Origin of the sequence: Fusibacter paucivorans, from assembly GCF_018390735.1 — a bacterium.
Classification (GTDB): domain Bacteria; phylum Bacillota; class Clostridia; order Peptostreptococcales; family Acidaminobacteraceae; genus Fusibacter; species Fusibacter paucivorans.
The window spans coordinates 1-20,130 of the sequence record NZ_JAHBCL010000048.1 but is presented as its reverse complement, the minus strand read 5'-3'; the positions used below and the strand labels follow the sequence as shown (position 1 = coordinate 20,130).

General features: G+C 42.4%; 16 protein-coding genes and 1 other annotated feature. Of the genes, 14 read left to right on the top strand and 2 right to left on the bottom strand.

The features are described 5' to 3' along the window. Positions 1-201: 201 nt before the first annotated feature. Positions 202-591, bottom strand: coding sequence for a winged helix-turn-helix transcriptional regulator (locus tag KHM83_RS18280; RefSeq protein WP_213238477.1), 390 nt, complete (start codon positions 589-591; stop codon positions 202-204). A gap of 330 nt (positions 592-921) precedes the next feature. On the opposite strand from KHM83_RS18280, the gene KHM83_RS18275 reads away from it, so the two are divergent. The 12 genes from KHM83_RS18275 to KHM83_RS18220 all read left to right on the top strand — a co-directional run bounded on the left by KHM83_RS18275 (position 922) and on the right by KHM83_RS18220 (position 16,300). Further along, positions 922-1,701 carry an enoyl-CoA hydratase-related protein gene (locus KHM83_RS18275; RefSeq protein WP_213238476.1) on the top strand — a complete coding sequence of 260 codons (780 nt, stop codon included), beginning with the start codon at positions 922-924 and terminating at the stop codon, positions 1,699-1,701. Between the two features lie 11 nt (positions 1,702-1,712). Further along, a complete protein-coding gene (locus KHM83_RS18270; protein WP_213238475.1) occupies positions 1,713-3,257 on the top strand; it encodes an acyl CoA:acetate/3-ketoacid CoA transferase in 1,545 nt (514 codons plus the stop codon). Positions 3,258-3,274: 17 nt separating this feature from the next. Next, positions 3,275-4,570 carry a GntP family permease gene (locus KHM83_RS18265; protein WP_213238474.1) on the top strand — a complete coding sequence of 432 codons (1,296 nt, stop codon included), beginning with the start codon at positions 3,275-3,277 and terminating at the stop codon, positions 4,568-4,570. Between the two features lie 111 nt (positions 4,571-4,681). Beyond that, positions 4,682-5,824, top strand: coding sequence for an acyl-CoA dehydrogenase family protein (locus KHM83_RS18260; RefSeq protein WP_213238473.1), 1,143 nt, complete (start codon positions 4,682-4,684; stop codon positions 5,822-5,824). 10 nt (positions 5,825-5,834) lie between these two features. Then, positions 5,835-6,638 (top strand): electron transfer flavoprotein subunit beta/FixA family protein, encoded by an 804-nt coding sequence (locus KHM83_RS18255; protein WP_213238472.1) that lies wholly within the window; start codon positions 5,835-5,837, stop codon positions 6,636-6,638. A gap of 13 nt (positions 6,639-6,651) precedes the next feature. Beyond that, positions 6,652-7,644: an electron transfer flavoprotein subunit alpha/FixB family protein gene (locus KHM83_RS18250; protein WP_213238471.1), complete on the top strand. Its 993-nt coding sequence runs from the start codon at positions 6,652-6,654 to the stop codon at positions 7,642-7,644. 266 nt (positions 7,645-7,910) lie between these two features. Beyond that, complete coding sequence (locus KHM83_RS18245) at positions 7,911-9,908, top strand: transporter substrate-binding domain-containing protein (protein ID WP_246543198.1); 1,998 nt, start codon at positions 7,911-7,913, stop codon at positions 9,906-9,908. Next, the gene (locus KHM83_RS18240) at positions 9,905-11,290 is read left to right on the top strand and encodes a sigma-54-dependent transcriptional regulator (protein ID WP_213238469.1); all 1,386 of its coding nucleotides are present in this window, start codon (positions 9,905-9,907) and stop codon (positions 11,288-11,290) included. Before KHM83_RS18245 ends, KHM83_RS18240 begins: the two co-directional genes overlap by 4 nt. A gap of 257 nt (positions 11,291-11,547) precedes the next feature. Next, positions 11,548-12,591 (top strand): TAXI family TRAP transporter solute-binding subunit, encoded by a 1,044-nt coding sequence (locus KHM83_RS18235; protein ID WP_213238468.1) that lies wholly within the window; start codon positions 11,548-11,550, stop codon positions 12,589-12,591. A gap of 20 nt (positions 12,592-12,611) precedes the next feature. Further along, positions 12,612-13,124, top strand: coding sequence for a DUF1850 domain-containing protein (locus tag KHM83_RS18230; protein WP_213238467.1), 513 nt, complete (start codon positions 12,612-12,614; stop codon positions 13,122-13,124). Continuing rightward, entirely contained in the window at positions 13,109-15,067 is a 1,959-nt protein-coding gene (locus KHM83_RS18225) for a TRAP transporter permease (RefSeq protein WP_213238466.1), read from the top strand. Before KHM83_RS18230 ends, KHM83_RS18225 begins: the two co-directional genes overlap by 16 nt. A gap of 462 nt (positions 15,068-15,529) precedes the next feature. Next, on the top strand, positions 15,530-16,300 hold the full coding sequence (locus KHM83_RS18220) for an EFR1 family ferrodoxin (protein WP_213238465.1): 771 nt from the start codon (positions 15,530-15,532) through the stop codon (positions 16,298-16,300). Positions 16,301-16,323: 23 nt separating this feature from the next. Here KHM83_RS18220 and KHM83_RS18215 read toward each other — a convergent pair whose 3' ends face one another. Continuing rightward, positions 16,324-17,214 carry a selenium metabolism-associated LysR family transcriptional regulator gene (locus KHM83_RS18215; protein ID WP_213238464.1) on the bottom strand — a complete coding sequence of 297 codons (891 nt, stop codon included), beginning with the start codon at positions 17,212-17,214 and terminating at the stop codon, positions 16,324-16,326. A gap of 334 nt (positions 17,215-17,548) precedes the next feature. Then, positions 17,549-17,773, top strand: a binding site (T-box leader). 94 nt (positions 17,774-17,867) lie between these two features. Here KHM83_RS18215 and ilvB point away from each other — a divergent pair. Then, positions 17,868-19,529 (top strand): biosynthetic-type acetolactate synthase large subunit, encoded by a 1,662-nt coding sequence (gene ilvB / locus KHM83_RS18210; RefSeq protein ID WP_213238463.1) that lies wholly within the window; start codon positions 17,868-17,870, stop codon positions 19,527-19,529. A 5-nt stretch (positions 19,530-19,534) separates the two neighbouring features. Beyond that, positions 19,535-19,855, top strand: a complete 321-nt coding sequence (gene ilvN / locus KHM83_RS18205; protein WP_213238462.1) for an acetolactate synthase small subunit — start codon at positions 19,535-19,537, stop codon at positions 19,853-19,855. Positions 19,856-20,130 lie beyond the last annotated feature (275 nt).

Below are 20,130 nucleotides of genomic sequence, written 5' to 3'. Positions count from 1 at the left end.
TCTTTTCTGACAAATACAAAACTGTTAATGCATAAACTTGGGAAGCGCCGTATACGAGACCCGTACGTACGGTGCTGTGGGAGGTCGGGAAAGTTATTTAACTTTCTCTCCTACCCGATTATGATTCCGTTTGCAGCATGTGTATGTATTGCCTTGTCTCTTAAAATAGCAGTACGCGGTTAACCATGTGCATTTCTAAAGTTAGTGATTTTGCAACAGTTCTTCTTTAATAATTGTTTCTTGAAGCGTCGTGTCAATTTCGACTTCGAATTTGTCAGAATAGCTACGACCCCATTTGTACATAGATCTTAAAACAGGCACGAATGTTTTGCCAACCTCTGTTAAGGAGTATTCAACCTTTGGTGGAACGACGGGATAGACCTCACGATAGATGAGCCCGTTATCTTCTAAATCACGCAGTTGCTGGGTCAACATTTTTTGAGTTACCCCTGGGAGACGTCTTTTTAACTGGCTGAATCTCAGTGGGGCTTTTCTCAAGTGCCATAAAATGACACACTTCCATTTTCCGCCGATTAGATCAATTGATAATTCTAGTGGACAGCGATAAATCTTATCTGATGCAGCAGACATCTTTACACCTCCAAGTTTTATATAGTTAATTATATCACATAGTTTCTTTTTGTACTATATAGATTCATAAAGAAAGTAAGATATTTTTTTGAGCAGGAAAAAACAGCAGAGAGCAAATGCTAAAACACAGTTAATAACAGTATCCTAAAGGGTACTTAGTGACTTATTGGTTCTTGATGTTCAAAAAAGAGTGCAAATAACTAGAAGGGAATAGGATAACCAAAAGGTAAGATGATTACAAAAAAGTGCGATATTGTTAAAATAATGACAAACTGATATGCTCAAAATGAGTTAAAGCAAATCATTTTCTTATTAAAAAGGAGTGGAATTATGGAATTTCAAAACATTATTTTCGAAGTTGAAGACGGTATTGCAGTTATTACAATGAACAGACCGAAAGCATTGAATGCACTGAACAACGAAACACTCTATGAATTGACGGATGCGGTGGCATATTGTGCTAAGACAGCAGAAGTTAAAGGCCTTATTATCACTGGCGCAGGCAAAGCCTTCGTTGCAGGTGCTGATATTGTCCAAATGAAAGATTATGGCAGCGAACAAGGTCGTGATTACGCGGGATTTGCACAAGATGTTTTCAACAAAATTGAAGCACTTGAAAAACCAGTTATCGCGGCAGTAAATGGTTATGCACTTGGCGGTGGATGTGAATTATCAATGGCTTGTGATATTCGTATTGCCGGTGAAAGAGCAGTCTTTGGTCAGCCGGAAGTAAACCTCGGCATTATTCCATGTTTTGGCGGAACACAGCGATTAAGCCGTTTAGTAGGCGCCGGCAAAGCAAAAGAACTTATTTTTACAACAGATTATATAAAAGCTGAAGAAGCAGAAAAAATCGGTCTTGCCAACAAAGTCGTTGCACAGGATACACTGCTTGATGAGGCAAAAGCAATGATGACAAAAATTCTTTCAAAAGCACCGCTTGCTATCAAATATGGTAAAGTGGCGATCAACAAAGGACTGGATCTCGATCTTAAAAATGCACTTGAACTTGAAAAGGATCTCGTAGGTCTTTGTTTTGCAACGGATGATCAAAAAGAAGGCATGGCCGCTTTTGTAGAAAAAAGAGACGCAACCTTCTCAAGCAAGTAAGGAGGCGCGGGATGAAAGTTATTTCTGCAGTAGAAGCAGCACAGCTGATTGAAGATAAACAAACGATTAGCGTTAGCGGATTCGTGGGATGTGGATGTCCGGAAGCGATTAATTGCGCACTTGAAGAACGTTATGTCAATACGGGGGCACCAAAAGATTTGACATTATTCTATGCGGCGGGGATTGGCGATGGCGATTCAAAATCCGTTAATCACTTGGCACATGAAGGATTATTAAAGCGTGTTATTGGCGGTCATTTCAATTTGGCGCCTAAAATCAGCAAATTGATTCTTGAAAATAAAGTAGAAGGCTATAACCTGCCTCAGGGCACGATCTCACATCTTTTTAGAGATATTGCGGGGAAACGTGTTGGAACGATTACGCACGTTGGCCTCAATACTTTTATTGACCCAAGAATTGAAGGCGGCAAGTTAAATGACATCACCAAAGAAGATATTGTTAAAGTCATTGAGATTGAGGGTGAGGAACGTCTACTTTACAAGTCAATGCCGGTTCATGTTGCAATCCTCAGGGGGACCACAGCAGATGAAAAGGGCAATATTTCTATGGAAAAAGAAGCGATTACACTCGAGCTGACATCCATTGCACAGGCAGCGAAAAATAGTGGCGGCATTGTCATTGTGCAAGTGGAGCGCATTGTAAAAGCCGGCAGCATTGATCCTAAGCTTGTCATTATTCCAGGTATTTATGTTGACTATGTCGTTGTAGCCGATGAGCCTTGTTATGCTGAGCAAGTTTTTTCATCAGAATACAATCCGGCATTCTCAGGCGAAGTTAGAGTGCCTGTCGACAGCGTGAAGCCGCTTCCGCTCAATGAACGTAAAATTATCGGCAGACGGGCTGCTATGGAACTCAAACCGGATACCGTAGTCAATCTGGGAATTGGCATGCCGGAAGCAATATCGAATGTTGCCAATGAAGAAGGTATTGGCGACTATATGACACTTACGGTAGAAGCGGGACCAATAGGCGGGATACCGGCTGGCGGCAAGGCGTTTGGCGCTTCAACTAATCCAGAATGTATTCTTGATCAGCCGTATCAATTCGATTTCTATGATGGCGGCGGTTTAGATCTTGCTTTTTTGGGACTTGCACAGGCAGATATTAAGGGCAATATCAATGTCAGCAAGTTTGGAACACGTATTGCCGGATGCGGTGGCTTCATTAATATTACCCAAAACGCCAAGAAAGTATTTTATTGTGGCACGTTCACAGCCGGGGGACTAAAAGTAAAAGCTGAAAACGGCAAACTCGAAATACTCAACGAAGGCAAAAGTAAAAAATTTATCGAGAAAGTACAGCAAGTTACGTTTAGCGGCGAATACGCAACAAAAGTCAATCAACCGGTCATGTATATTACAGAGCGTGCTGTCTTTGAGCTAAAAGAAGATGGTATGCATCTCACTGAAATTGCACCTGGTATTGATCTTCAAAAGGATGTGCTAGATCTCATGGACTTTAAACCGATTATTTCAGAAGATTTGAAACGCATGGATGAAAGGATTTTTAAAGACGAAGTGATGAAAATTAAATAATTTAGGGGAGGGTTAGTATGTTCGATATTCTTATCTTGATCATTGCATTGATCCTATTCTCGCTTTTGGCATTTAAGCGGGTCAGTGCTATTATTTTGGGACCTGTGCTGTCGATCTTTGTCATCGTATGCGCAAAACTGCCGATGTACGACACGATGTTGGGACCATACATGCAGGCAGCTGCGGGCTACATTCAGAAGTTTTTCCTCGTTTTCTTTGTAGGGGCACTCTTTGGTGCTATCTATGAAGAGACGAAAGCGGCGGAATCAATTGCATCAGCATTGGTTAAAGTAACCAAAGGCAAATTTGCAGCACCAGTCGTTATGCTCATTACAGGGCTTTTAACTTATGGTGGCGTCAGTGGTTTTGTCGTCTTTTTCGCCATGTATCCAATTGCATTGCAGCTCTTTAAATCAACCAACCTTTCAAGACGTTTGATTCCGGCTGCGATTTCAGCGGGTGCATGGACATGGTCAATGAGTGGTCCGGGGAGTCCGTCGATTCAGAACGTTATTCCGATGACCTACTTGGGGACTGGGTCAATGGCAGCGGCAATTCCGGGGATTGCAGCAGCAATCGGCCAATTTGTCCTCATATTCCTCTGGCTTGAATACCGCGGTAGACGCCTTGCTAAAAAAGGTTACGTTTTCCATGATGAATCACTTAAGCCAATTGATGAATCCGTTCATGAATCAACGGAACTTCCAAATGCTCTTAAATCGGCAATTCCAGCAATTTTAATTCTCGTATGTTTTAATATTTTCAAATTACCAGTTGAAGCGGCAGTTACCATTGGTATCATTGCAGCGGTTGTATTACTTTGGGATAAAATCAAATCCATCGATGTCTTGATCAGTATTTTAAACAAGGGTGCTGCAAACTCTGCAATGGCGATCTTAAACACGGCAATCGTCGTCGGTTTTGCAGGCGTCGTAAAAGTTACAACCGGTTTTGAGAAAGTGATCGGCGGCCTTAAGAATATTAAAATGTCGCCAATGTGGTTTGTTGCCATTACTTCAGCTATCGCAGCAGGGGCAGCCGGTTCTGCGTCTGGTGGCCTCGGTATTGCTTATGAAGCGTTAAAAGATACGTACGTTGCCATGGGCGTCGATCTCGAATACGTTCACAGGATTTCAGTAATTGCGTCTGGTACCCTAGATACGCTTCCGCATCAAGGGGCGCAAATTACATTGCTTGCAATTTGCGGTTTAACGCATAAAGAAGGCTATTTTGATATTGCTATAACGCAGATTTTAATACCGTTTATTGCATTGGGTCTATTCTGTATCCCACTGGCTTCAATGGGTCTGTAGTGGTATATAAAAGGTAACTATAGCACAAAAAAGTGCATATTTGATTGTTAGGGTATTATCATTTATAATGACCTTATTGAATGTGTCATTACTAAAATTATGGAGGGAAACATGTTTGAGTTTTTTAATGAAGATCAAAAGATGTTAAGAAGTGTCGTCAGAGAGCTTGTCGAAAAAGAAATCGCACCTCACGCGGCAGAATGGGATGAACAAGATAAATGTCCAAAAGAATTGTTTAAAGTCTTTGGTGAGCAAGGGCTGCTTGGCCTTTTCGTATCACCAGAATACGGCGGAGCTGGCTTAGGTCTTACAGAAAGAGCCATTATGCTCGAAGAAGTCGCAAGACATAGTGCTGGTTTCGCAATTGCGTTAATGACACATGGCCTTGCAGTAGCGGCAATCTACAATCATGGTTCAGAAGCACATAAAAAAGAATGGCTTCCTAAACTCTGTTCAGGCGAGCTCATTGGTGGTCTTTCAGTAACGGAACCAACAGGCGGTTCTGATCTTACAACACAAGCGACAACGATTGAACAAACAGAAAACGGTTTTGTCCTTAACGGTCGTAAAGTATTCATTACAAATTCTCACATTGCAGACGTCAATGTGTGGACGGGTACAAGCGGCGTCAATGAAAAAGGTCGTAAAGTACTGAGCGCTGTACTGATTCCTCCTGGAACCCCTGGACTCTCAGCGGGCAGAAAAGAAAATAAACTGGGCTTAAGAGGTTCTGTAACAGGCGATACCATCGCAAAAGACGTTCAATTAGGACCAGATGCCCTCGTCGGTAAAGCTGGCAAAGGTGCTGCGGTTGCAATGCATACAATTGGACACTTCGGACGTTCTGGGATGTCAGCCATTGCAATTGGTATCTTAAGAGGCTGTGTAGAAGAATCCATTAAATTTAGTAAAGAAAGAATTATTTACGGCAAACCATTAGCAAAAGTACCTGCAATTCAAGCGATGATTGCTGAAAATGAAATTGATTTCGAAGCAGCATCTACAATGCTTTATAATGCAACTGCCATTTATGACAGAGGCGAAGATGCGGTGCCTAGACTTGCAGCCGTTAAATACTTTGCGACAGAAGCAGCTGTTACCGCATCAAGAAGAACGATTGACCTCATGGGCGGCTATGGTGTTATCAATGAATATCCTGTCGGCAGATTTTTACGTGACGCGCTTGCAAATATTCCATCAGGCGGAACATCACAAATTATGAAAGTAATCGTCGCTGGAAATGTTTTAAGATAGGAGTGAAACCATGTCATTAAGTATTGCAGTATGTGTAAAGCCTGTTCCCGATTCAGACCATTACGACAAAATCACCATTGACCCAAAGACCAAACGTGTGAATCGTGACGGCATTCCAACCATTATTAATACGATGGATAAGAATGCGATAGAGGCAGCACTAAAACTTAAAGAACTTCACGGTGGTAAGGTGACCGTATTTACAATGGCGCCGGATAGCGCTGTTGAAAATTTACGCAGAGTCCTCGCCATGGGTGTTGATGAAGCCTTTCTATGCAGTGACCGCGCATTAGGTGGTGCCGATACGTGGGCGACATCATATACGTTATACAAAGCCATTGAAAAAACAGGCGAATATGACATTATTCTTCTTGGAAACGAAACAGAGGACGGGGGAACGGCGCAAGTTCCAAGCCAGCTTGGTGAATGGATGGCAATACCCCATATGACAAATATCATCAATATGACCTATGATGAAGGAAAAGTGACTGTTGAACGGAAAACCGACGACGGCAGCATCAGATATCGCGTAGCACTGCCTGCGGTTTTCTCAGTGGTTAGAGAAACCAATGAACCTCGTATTCCAAACGTCATGGGCATTTTAAAAGCAAAAAACAAGCCGTTAACCATCTTTAGGGCGGATGACTTGGATTTAGATCCAGCGTATATTGGTCTTAAGGGTTCACCAACGCAGCCGGGCGATATCTTCTCGCCGGATATGAGCCGTAAAAGCGAACTCATTTCGGGAGAGCCAGATGCTGTTGCACAAAAAATCATTGCCGAGATCAAAAAGACCGGCGTGATCATAGGTTAAGGAGGTGAACATAGTGGATATTTCGGCTTATAAAGGCATTCATGTATTCTGCGAAACGAGCAAGGGAAAAATCATCGAAAATTCTTTGGAATTACTTGGTGAAGCAACTGTTTTAAAGTCAAAACTTTCTCATAACCCAGAAGTAACAGCCGTTGTCATAGGACATCAATTGGATCAGTATACAGATTTGCTCGGGGAACACGGCGCAGACCGCATTATACTCATCGATGACGCAAAATACGCGCAGTACCGACCAGATTTTTATGCTGAAGCACTTGCAGAAACATGCAAAGAGTACAAGCCTGAGATCGTGCTTGTGGGGGCGACGCTCAAGGGTGAGGAAATTGGCCCAACGGCTGCAAAGATACTTGATACGGGAATGGCGGCTCACTGCGTGGAGTTAAACATTCGAGAAGATGGACAATTTGTACAGGTCGTTCCGGCATTTGGCGGGAAAGTCCTCGGGGACATTCTTTGTCCGAATTACAGACCGCAAATGGCCAGCATGAAAGCTGGACTTGCAACAAAGCAACAGTTTAGCGGCCAAAAAGCTGTGGTTGAAGCATTTAGTCCTGACATCAAAGGCTTTGGCGATAAAATTGAAGTGCTTGAAGTCATTGAAGAAGTTAAGGAAAAAGTGTCACTCGGCGGCGCAGAGCTCGTCGTAACAGGCGGCTTTGGAATCGGCACACAAGATGGCTGGCAAAAGCTTGAAGTGCTTGCCTCAAAACTTAACGGCGTCACAGGCTGTACAAGGCCTGCGCTGGATGAGGGGTGGACCGAACACGAGGAAACGATGATTGGCACCAGTGGTGTGGCAATAAAACCAAAAGTATATTTGGGATTTGGTATCTCCGGCGCAGCGCATCATACTTGCGGGATCAAAACGGCAGGGTTGATTATCAGCGTTAACCGTGATGCCAACGCACCAATCTTTGACGTCTCTGATTATAAGGTCGTTGGCGATTGGGAAGCTATTGTCGACGCATTAATTGAAGCATTATAGTATTGATGTAATGAAACACTGTAATAAGCAGTGGGTTTAGCGAGTACATCCAAAGAGGGCTGTCAATCATTGACAGCCCTCTTTATCTTGGTAAAAAATATTATTCTGATTTTTCTGTTTTAGTTTTAGGATTTTCCCTGTTTTGATGGTGTAAGAAACTTAAGGCCATTTACAGGAGTGTTTTGATACACTATACTAAGAACGAAAGATCAATGAATTGTCAATCGCATACATAGCATGCATAAGGGGCATAAACTGTGGGGAAAATGGGGTTTCTAAAGCGTTTAACAATAGGGATAATGGTCTGTATGCTGCTGATGACCATGTTGGTTCTCCCGACCTATTCAGAAGAAGTTGTCATGGCAGAACAAGTACTTCGCATTGGGTATGACCCGACACTGCCGCCATACCAGTTTGAAGAGAATGGTGAATATAAGGGCTTGCTGTTGGATTTAACGCAGCAGTTGTTCAATGATATGGATCAGCCGATCGAATTCGTGCCGCTGCCCATTGAAAACTGTATTGAAGCTTTTAAGGCTAAGGAGATTGATATTGTCCTCGGGCTTCGTTTTAATGCAGCGTACAGCGAATGGATGAGTTATTCTGATTCGCTGGTCAATTCGACGATTTCGATTATTATGCTGCAGGATAAAGAGTCAGAGATAAAAGAAAAGCTTGGTGTTGAGCCTTTGGTCATTGCGGTCGAACGCAATAGTACGGAGTTTGAATTTGTTAAAAATATCAAAAAAGCAAATTTTAACAATGCATTTAATCAGCAGACAGTGGCTGATTTAATGCTGCTTGGGCGCGCTGATATGATGGTTGGCGTGCGGCACGTAGCAGAATATGTGCTTGATCAAAACGGCTTAGCCGATCAGTATTATATTAGCAATACCTATGTGACCCCCATCGACTATTACATGGCTGTACATAAAGACCGGGTCACACTGTTGAATAAGATTAACACAGAGCTTAGAAATTTAAAGCTTAGCGGAACTTATGAGGCGATTTATAACCGCTGGATTGATGACAAGGCCATTGCGAATCAACAAAGGATCCAGCGCATCCTAAAAATAATGGGTGTTGTGCTGTCTTTTGTCTTTCTTGGCGCATTAACAGGCGCTTTTATTAGCTTTCAGTTAAAGCGGCGAGTAGATGAAAAAACACAAGAACTCAGCACGACTAATCAGCAGCTTGAGCGTAAGATTGTTGAAATTAAGACAACGAATGAACTTAAGAACCTTATCTTTGAAAGCAGTCCGCGCAGTATTGTCATTTTCGACAAAGAGGGCAATGTATCTGCGATGAATGTACCGGCTCAAACGATTTGTCAGCTCTCAGAAGCACCAATTGGGCGCTCTATTACTTCGCTGCATCCACTTGATAAAATGCTTGACGGAAGACTGGAGCGCATTCTCGTCGATGGTGAATCCTATCATAATCAGGAATTTATGGTTGAATCTCACAGTCGTCGTCACTATTACCGATTTGTCGTCTATCCGCTTGCAGATGCAAGGGGCGGCATTATTACCATAGAAGATATTACAGAAGAAAAACTCTTAAAAGAACGCGTTGCAGAACGCGAGAAAAACCGTGCACTCATACAAATCGTTTCAGGGATTGCACATGAAATCAGAAATCCGCTGACCTCTATTAAGACGTATGCGGCACTTTTGCCGCGGAAAAAGGATAATGAAGCTTTTCAGCAGCAATTTAGCGAAGTGGTTCCCAACGAAGTGGACCGTGTCAATGCGCTGATTGAAAATCTCATTGACTATGTTAAACCAAAAGCGAGAAATGTTGAAAGTGTTCATGTGCAGGATTTGATTCAGTCGTGTACACTTTTGTTCTTGCCAACGATCAACGCGCATCAAATGCGGCTGGAAATGTCCGTTGATCAGACACTCGTAATCGCAGTAGATAAAAATCAAATGAAACAGGTTATTATCAACCTTATCCTCAATGCGATTGAAGCGGTAATAGACATGCGGCAGTATGCGACGACAGCCGAAGAAGTCATTGCGATTAATGCACGCAAAGAAGCCTGCGGCACGATTATTGAAGTGATTGACAACGGCGTCGGTATGACGAGTGATGAGCTGCTCAATATGTTTGAGCTCTTTTATACCACGAAGGCGAAGGGGTCCGGCATTGGCATGTCGCTTTCTAAACAAATGATTGAAGAAAACCATGGCACCATTGAAGTGCGCAGTGAAAAATATCAGGGGACAACCGTACGCTTAATTTTTGGGGGAGAGTTATGAAAGAACGGATACTCATTATCGATGATGAAAAAGACATATGTTCATCGCTGACATTTGCTTTGGAAGATAAATACGATGTCAGCGCGACGGTTAATCCACTGGAAGGACTGGACTATTTAGTCAAAGAGGATTTTAGCCTCGTGTTGCTGGATTTACGCATCGGTCATTATGACGGCATTGATCTTTTACAGGAGATCAAAGGCATTGATGCCAATATTCAAGTCATTATGATGACCGCCTATGGCTCTATCGTCTCATCGGTTGATGCCATTAAAAAAGGTGCCTATACTTATTTGACAAAACCGCTGAGCTTGGATGCGCTTGATGATGTCATTGCACAGGCGCTGATTGACCGTGAAAAAAATAAAGTCGTCAGTTACAGTGATATCACCGTTAGTGATGAGGGTTACTATGGTATTATCGGCAAAAGTCCGGGAATGGTCAGAGTGTATCAGTATGTTGAAAAACTAAAAGATGTCGAAACCAGCGTCGTCATTACTGGAGAGAGTGGAACAGGCAAAGAGCTCGTCGCAAGGGCGATTCATGACTCGGGCAAACGCCGTGCCCACCGTTTTGTCGAGATCAATTGTGCGGCAATTCCAGAACCGCTGCTTGAAGAAGAGCTGTTCGGTCATAAGAAGGGAACCTTCACAGGGGCAATTGCCGATAAAGCCGGAAAATTCGAATACGCCAACAACGGGACCATATTTCTGGATGAGATAGGTGATATGGCGTTGGGACTCCAAGCAAAGCTTTTAAGGGTGCTGCAGCAGAAAACCATTACGCCGCTGGGCAGCAATGAATCGATGCGGATCAATGTACGCGTTATCGCGGCAACTAATCGCGATTTAAAACGCATGGTGGAAGAAGGAAAATTCAGAAGCGACCTCTATTTCAGGCTGAATGTCATTAATATTGCCATGCCGCCGCTGCGCGAGAAAAGGCAGGATTTGCCATTACTGTTTCATCACTTTATAGCGCTTTATAACAGCGAACTTTCAAAAGCGGTTAAAGGCTTTTCAGCAGAGGCAGAATCATTGATGCTCAATTACCAGTATCCTGGCAATGTGCGGGAACTGGCTAATATTATTGAATGTGCTGTATTGCTCAGCAAAGACGGCGTCATCGAAGTATCGGATTTGCCGATTGAAGTGGTCGAGGGACAAAATAATGCCTCAGAGCGATTGGATCTTAAAATTGCTTCAAAAATCGGTACCAACAACCTTGTTGGGCTAACACTGCAAGAGGCGGAAAGGGAACTGATTCGCGCAGCACTCAAATTAAACAAAGGGCATCGAAAGGCGACGGCGACAATGCTTGGTATAAGCGAACGAGGTCTTCGCAATAAAATCCAGGAATACGATTTAAAAGACGTCAATTAGTAAACGGTACTTATGGATTATGCCATTACCGAAGCGGATGCATTGAAGATAACGGCACAATTTGCCTCAGCGGCAAAAAATGCCGTTTCATTTTTTGCCGCTTTCGATCTGTGGCAAAAGTATCAAAGTGGTCTTAGGCGTGTATTTTCATACAATTGATCACCTATTTAGTGATCGTATAACTAAAAATAAGCGCTGTCTATCATTGGCATGCTATTTGCAATATATTAGTGTAATCAAAATATGGGGAGGAAAACATGATTAAAAATGGTTTCGTAAAGCTATTAATGGTACTAATGATTGGCATGCTTATCTTAGGCGGATGCAGTACACCGGCTGATAGTTCAGGGTCAACAGCAGGTGAAAGCAGCAGTACAGCAACGGAAACATCAGCAGACAGTGGTTCAACACTTGATCGCAGCAAGTACTTTATTACAGTAGCAACTGGTCCGACCAGCGGACTCTATTATCCAATTGGCGGTGCATTTTCCAGCGTGTTCCAAAACAAACTGGGTTATAAATCATCTGCACAGTCAACGGGGGCATCTGTTGAAAACATCAATCTGATCTTAAACAGTGATGCCGAACTCGCCATTACAATGTCAGATTCTGTCGCACAGGCATATAGTGCATTTGGTGCATTTGAAGATAAAGAACCGGCTTCGAATCTTAGAGCGCTTATGGGGCTTTATCCGAATTACGTACAGCTCGTCACAACAGATAAAACGGGCATCACAAAATTTGAAGATCTTAAAGGTAAACGCGTTGGCGTCGGTGCGCCTAACTCAGGCGTTGAGCTCAATGCACGAATGATGTATGAAGCGCATGGTATGAGCTATGAAGACTCAGAAGTCGATTATTTAAACTATGGCGAAGCCATTGACCAAATGAAAAATAATCTTGTTGATGCCGTATTCGTGACCAGTGGTATTCCAAATGCAACGGTTATGGAACTCGGTACAGTTGCCAATATCGTCGTGGTTCCAATTGAGGGCGAAGGCCTCAAAAACTTGATTACCAAGTATCCTTTCTTTGTTGAGGCGACTATTCCATCAGATGTCTATGGCACAACCACAGATGTTACGACGGCAACGGTTCGCAATCTTTTGCTGGTACGAGAAGATTTACCGGAAGACGTTGTATACGATCTCACAAAAGGCATCTTTGACAATATTTCAGATATCAAAGCATCGCATGCGACGGCAGAGAAACATATCTCACTTGAAAATGCATTAATCGGCGTCGATATTCCACTTCATCCGGGAGCATTAAAATATTACGAAGAGCAAGGTATTAAATAGACATGTACACAAAGGCAACAATGAGGAAGCCTGCAAAAGCTTCCTCATTGCTTAAACGGCTCATCATCGGTATTTTCAGTATAATTTTTCTGATTGGTGTATTGTCTTTCATCGGCAATCAATCCAAAGTGCTGGTTATTTCACATCAAGAAACTGGTGAAATCTATGCAATTTCGAAAATACAACCAGGTGATAAAGTAACTTATGAATGGATACACTCTTTTGAACACATTCCGTGGTATGAAGATTTTTATGTCACAGATGCCGGAAGTTTACAGCTTGAGGAAATTCGCGTTGCGGGTTTTGGTGCCGGCATTCCGGAAGATAAAGGGACGATGTCTGTTGAAAACGGCATGGTGTATATGCGTGACCTCGGTGATATGTTTGACCATATTCAGTGGTTTAACTCGCATACGGCGCTGCAGTATATTGCCATTAACGATAGCATATTGATCCAGGGAAGTGAAATGCCGCATCATGAGCCGCTTAAGCTTGAAATCAAAGGGAGGATCACACAATGGCTAAATCATTAGATGCCATCGATATCAATATGGAAGCGCAGCAACAAGAAATTTTAGAAAAATATGACAAAGAATCGAAAACGCGTAAATTTGAAAATAAAACGCTTGCCAAAGCAATTTATTGGATTGCAATCATCATTGCTCTTTATCACTTTATTACATCATTTGTCGGCTATCCGGCAACGCATTTGCATCGTTCACTGCACGTGTCGATGATGCTTTTTATGGCGTTCTTTCTCTACCCGGCACATAAAAAGGGCAGTCGAACTTCAATACCATGGTATGATGTCGTGTTGGCACTGCTGTCATTATCAGTCGCAGCCTATGTCTGGACCAACTATATTGACTTTATCAACCGTATGGGGATGCCCAATACCATGGATATCATTATGGGAACGATGTTGATCCTGCTCGTTATGGAGGCATCGCGAAGAATTTCAGGGTGGCCGCTCGTTATTTTAAGTGGACTGTTTTTAGCATATGGACTGTTTGGACAGCATATGCCAAGTATCTTTATGCATCGCGGTTATGATTGGGCAAAACTTGTAAACCATGCCTTTATTAACACCGAGGGGATTTACGGCACATCAGTAAATGTTGCAGCCAGCTATATTTTCTTGTTCATCCTCTTTGGTGCCGTTATGAACAAGTCGGGTATGGGGCAGTTTTTTAACGATATTGCCTTAGCACTTGCAGGACATACAAAAGGCGGTCCGGCAAAAGTTGCGGTTATTGCCAGCGGATTTCTCGGCAGCATTAACGGTTCTGCTGTTGCGAATGTCGTGACAACAGGTGCTTTCACCATACCACTTATGAAGAAGACGGGATATTCCAGTGAATTTTCAGGCTCTGTTGAAGCATCGGCATCGGTTGGCGGACAGCTGCTGCCCCCAGTAATGGGCGCTGCTGCATTTATTATGGCTGAAATGCTTGGAATGCGTTACAGTATCATTGTCGTCAGTGCAGCCATACCAGCGCTTCTCTACTATCTAGGCATTATTGTACAAGTACAGCTCAGAGCTGCTAAAAATAACCTCGTCGGCATTCCTAAAGAGGAATTGCCAAAAGTAAAAGATGTTATGAGGACGAGAGGTCATTTGCTTTTGCCGATTATTTTTCTGCTCTATATGTTGCTGTTTAGCGGTACAACGGTTATATTTTCAGCATTTTGCACGATCGTTGCCACTGTTTTAATCAGTATGATTAGAAAAGAAACGCGTATGAGTGTGAAAGATATCTTCGATGCCCTTGAAGAGGGGACGCGTTCGGTCGTGTCGGTTGCAATTGCCTGTGCCGTTGTCGGCATTATCATTGGCGTCGTTAGTTTGACGGGCTTTGGTCTCAATATGGCCAATGCGATTATTCAGCTTGGTAAAACCAATCTGCTGGCAACATTGGTTCTTACAATGATTACCTGTATGATTTTAGGGATGGGCTTACCGTCTATTCCGGCTTACCTTATTACGGCGACAATGGCGGCGCCAGCACTGGTTCAGTTAGGTGTGCCGGCCATTGCAGCGCATATGTTTGTCTTTTACTTTGCCATGTTTGCCAATATTACACCACCTGTTGCACTGGCATCATTTGCAGCGGCGGGCATTTCAGGCGGCGATCCAATGAAGACGGGGATACAATCTGTCAAGTTGTCGCTGGCAGGGTTTATTGTGCCGTATATGTTTGTGTTCAACAATGTCTTGCTGCTTATTGATACGACACCGCTTGAGGCCATACGTGTAGCGGTGACGGCGATCGTCGGCGTACTCATGATCGGCATTGCAACGGAAGGTTATTTTTACGGCAAGCTCAATCCATTAATTCGCGTTGTTGTATTTGCCGGTTCATTCTTGCTTATTACTGAAAATGTTTATCAGGATTTTATCGGTATTGTTATCTTTGCATTGCTCTTTATATTGCAAAAATCGCGTCAAAACAGAAGCAAGGCGCTGGAAGCTTAATGCCATCTGCGATAGGCGAAGCGCCAATAAATGAAAAGTGAAATGTAAAAAGCAAAAAAATGAAAAGACTGTTTTTAGAAATGGATAAAGAAACCGCGTATGCCAGCATTGAATTTGGGCTGTGTACGCGGCTTTTTAAATTAGAGTAAAAAACTTTAAACTGTTAACAGCATATTGACGGCAATACCAGTGAAAAGTATTTAAAAAGCATTCGTTTATCAATGTCAGAATAATTGCGCAATATGAGTTCAAAGGTTATAATATAATTAGTGTAGCGAAATAACTTTTAGCAACTTACGTAGGTTCTTAAAGCATCCTGATTCTTAAATTGTGGCGAAAGGATAAATAATAAAAACGTCAAGAAAAATCAATGAGAATACATAGAAGCTGCGCGAATGAACGATAGTCATTTGAAGCGAAAAAGTGAACATGCAAACGGAAACGGGTATTAAAGGAGCGGCTATGTTAGAGAAAAAACAGATTGTTCTATTCTACTTTTCAGGTACGGGCAATACGACGCGCATCGCCAATGAAATGCTGAATGCATTTAGCGTTTATCAGTACAAAGCAGTTTTGCGAAACATGATCCATTTGGATTCTGTCGAATTGCCGGACGCTTGTCATGTCGGCTTAATATTTCCTGTAGCAATTCAATCGACATTTCCTATTGTATGGCAGTTTGCCGAATCATTGCCGTCCGGTCAGGGGCGAAAGATTTTTATGGCAGATACAATGGAACAGTTTTCTGGCGGGATTGTTGGCCCAATGAAAAAACTGCTGACAAAAAAAGGCTACCAATGTATTGGTGCCAGAGAGTTTAAGATGTCGACGAGCATGCAGCTCAGCCGCAAGAAACAATTTGAAGGTGAGATTAAGGATAAGCGTGCGCTTATTGATGTCGACCGATATGTTCGCGATCTTATCGATGGACGTGCTAAGTGGCGCCGTATTCCGATTTTATCAGATTTAATGCGTCGGATTTCTCATTCGCCAAAGGTTTGGCAGAATATGAGTCAGAAAATCACCTTGGATGCGTCAAAATGCATTGGATGCGGACAGTGTTCACATTTTTGTCCGATGCAGGCAATTGAAATGGTTGGTCGTATACCGGAAAGAAACCATGAGCGCTGTATTGCATGTATGCGATGTCTCAACTTTTGCCCAGTCAACGCCTATAAACTCTATGGTAAACAGGCGTTGCAGAAAAAAGTCGTTGATGTCAATGCGTTGTGAACGCATTAAATTTTCGATAACTGTTATTCTGAGAGTTGTACAGCTTCAAGAAATTGAATAAAATGATCTGATAGAGGACTTAACGTCCTCTTTTTTCGTGTAATGAGATAAAAATGTCTTAAGATGTCAAAACGCTCATCTAGAACCGTTATACGGCCGCTGTGAAGCGGTTCTTTAATTGCCAGCTCAGATACCCAGCCAATGCCTAATCCCGCTTCTACGGCTGATATAACAGCTCTTGTACTGCCAAAGACAGCAGCGGGTGAAAAACTTCGGGATGTGATGCCGTGATCGCCTAAATAGCGCATGACGACATCCTTTGTACCGGAACCGTCTTCCCGCATAATCAGCGGCTGTTCCAGTATCTGACGAAGTGAAGTCGGGTCAAAAAGCAGTTTTGAAGGCTTGATTATCTTTAACCGTTCCGGCCACAGCTGTCTGACACTCAATTCGCGATGTGTTGGTGCAAAACCGACGAGACCAACTTCGTACTCACCGTTTAATACATAGTTAACGACTTTGCTGGAAGCTGAAATTTCAACATCGACAAGTATATCTGGGAAATGTTTTCTGAATTCAAAGATGAGCTTTGGCAAGATGTATTCGCCAGGAATCGTACTCGTGGCAAGTTTTAGTGTGCCGTTTTTAACGCTTTGAGACTGGCGAATAAAATCATTAAGCGTTTCATATTGATTTAATATAATATTAGCCTGTTCATAGAGAATACGGCCAGAGGGTGTTAATGCCAGTTCGCCATCACACCTTTCAAAGATCTGAAAACCTGTAATTTGTTCAATTGCTTTTATTTGCAAACTTACAGCGGGTTGCGTTATAAAGAGTTTTTTTGCTGCAAGCGAATAACTGCTTTCTTCAGCGACCATTTTGAGGGTCAATAATTGTTTGTGATTGATCATTTTTGCCTCGTTCATTTAAAATTGTCATATTGTGACAGATCATGGTGGGATCTATTTCATTCAGTTTATCATAACTCCTGATATTGCGCATCTATCAAGCGTAATGTTAAGTAGGAAAATCAATTGACTCACTCATAAATAGTGAGGGTGAATTATTGAAAAGATGTCGCGCATTAAGTGTGTGACTGTTACGTTGTGTTATAAGGGGATTTAGCATTACCACTTGCTGAAAATGGCTGAAAAGAGTGATAGATATCAAAAAAAGTGTTTAAATTTTAAAAATTTGAACAAAAGGATTGACAACAATTTAATATTTTGTTATTATTCATGTAATTCAAAAGTGATGATTGGACGGAGTAGAGATTGAATAGCTTGCAGAGAGCCGGTAGTTGGTGAAAAGCCGGTAGTGTGTTGATCTTGAAGTCACCCATGAACTGTTGCCCGACTCAAAAGGGCAATCGGTATCCACCGTTATCAGGATAGATAGTGTTTGCTATCGAATAAGAGGATTCCATAGGAATCAAATAGAGTGGTACCGCGAGTATACCTCGTCTCTATGCATACGCGTAGAGAGGGGGTTTTTTTATACCATTTTCCCATGATATGGTCTCTTATTTGTATAGCCCAATTTATTTCACGTTTGGGAGGCAGTCATGAAATTATCTGGCGCAGAAATTACAATTAAATTATTAGAGCAGTTTGGTATTGATACAATTTCGGGGATTCCCGGAGGGGCGAACCTGCCGCTGTACAGCGCGTTAGCCAATAGTTCTATTCGGCACATACTGGCGCGTCATGAACAGGGAGCCGGATTTATTGCACAGGGAATGGCGAGAACAACAGGCAAGACGGCAGTCTGCATGGCGACGTCGGGACCGGGTGTAACGAATCTCGTCACAGCAATTGCAGATGCAAAACTGGACAGCGTCCCGCTTATTGCTATTACAGGTCAAATTGCCTACAGCATGGTGGGATCGGATGCTTTTCAGGAAATAGACACATATGGTCTTACGCTAGGAATTACAAAACATAATTTTTTAGTTAGAAGTGCAGCAGAACTTTTAACGGTTATACCAGAGGCATTCTATATAGCAGAGAGCGGTCGTCCTGGCCCAGTTCTCATCGATATTCCCAAAGATGTCCAGAAGGAAATGATAGAGATCAATCATTGGCCAATAAAAAGAGCAGTGGTCAATGATATGAAAATAGAAAAAGAGACAATTCAAAGGGCCATCGAAATGATAAAGACATCAGAAAGACCGGTGCTATATGTTGGCGGCGGCATTATCAGCGGCGACGCATCTGAAAGCTTAAAAACATTTGCTTTGAAACAACAAATACCAGTGGCCACAACGTTGATGGGCCTAGGTGCCTTTCCATCAGACGACTCATTGAGTTTAGGGATTATGGGAATGCATGGTGCAAAATATACAAACCTCGCTTTTTATGAGTCGGATTTGATTATTGCCGCAGGTGTGCGATTTGATGATCGTGCAGTTGGCAATGCCAATGAATTTTGCAAGCATGCAAAGATTATCCATATTGATATTGATCCTTCAGAAATCAATAAGGTAAAACAAGCAACACTTTGTGTTGAAGGCGATGCACGTGATGCGCTGGATCAAATAGCGATGGTAATTGGTGAACGGGATCGCAGTGAGTGGCTGACCAGAGTCGCAGAATTAAAGACTGCACATCCTCTTTACGAGGGAATTGCCGGCATGCCGTATCATCCAGTGAATTTTATTAAGCAAGTAGCATCGGTGGCAGATAAGGATGCTATCATTTGTACGGATGTCGGTCAGCATCAGATGTGGGTTGCACAGAATTACCCGATCTTAAAACCGAGAATACTGTTGACTTCTGGCGGACTTGGCACGATGGGATTTGGATTGCCAGCAGCGATCGGTGCAGCGCTTTCTAATCCAGATAAACAAATTATCTTATTTACAGGTGATGGCTCCATTCTCATGAACTTGCAGGAACTGGCAACGATGAGAGATTTTGATCTTAATATTAAAATTATCATTATGAACAACGGTCATTTAGGGCTGGTTAGACAGCTTCAAGAATTGTTCTACGATAAAACATATATTGCAACAGAATTTATATCCAATCCTGATTTTACAATGATCGCCAAAGGATTTGGCATTGAGAGTATTGATTATGACAGTGGTCAATCCGATACGGAACAGTTAAAAATAGTATTGTCATCCAAGGGCGGATGCGTGATCAACGTCCCAACAGAAATCGGCGAATTGGTATTGCCGGTCGTCACACCGGGTGAAGGCAACCATATTATGATAGGAGCGTGAAGGATATGAAACGTAAAAATTTGGTTATAAAATTAATTGTAAGAAATCATCCAGGGGTAATGGCGAGAATTACGGGACTTTTTTCACGGCGCGCTTTTAATCTTGAAGGGATTCTTTGCGGTGTTATTGGCGATGGTACTCACAGTAAGATGTATTTACTCGTCAATAACGATGATCGCCTCGAGCAAATTATCAAGCAGATTCAAAAATTATACGATGTGCTGGAAGTTGCTATTTTAGAAAATTATAATGAAGAGGCTTTTAGTCATATTGGCGAAGGTGAAGCAGATATTATTCCAGAGAGACATTTGCGCAAGGTCAATTAGTCAAGGTCATTAAGAAAAACAAATAGGATAATAAATAGGAAAACAAATAAAAAGTAATAGACGAATTAAGCGATAAAACATCACTTATGCTGCGATTTTACAGTACATGAGTGATGTTTTTTATAATGAGATGCAGTCGTTTTCTCTGATACAATGGTGTTTCTGATTTCTAGTTCTGTCATTGCCTAGCTCATAACTCTTGCCGTAGCTAGCTCGCTTATCTTGCCTCAAAAAATGCGTGTAGTGGCTGCAGTGTTACTGCAGCCCAATAATCA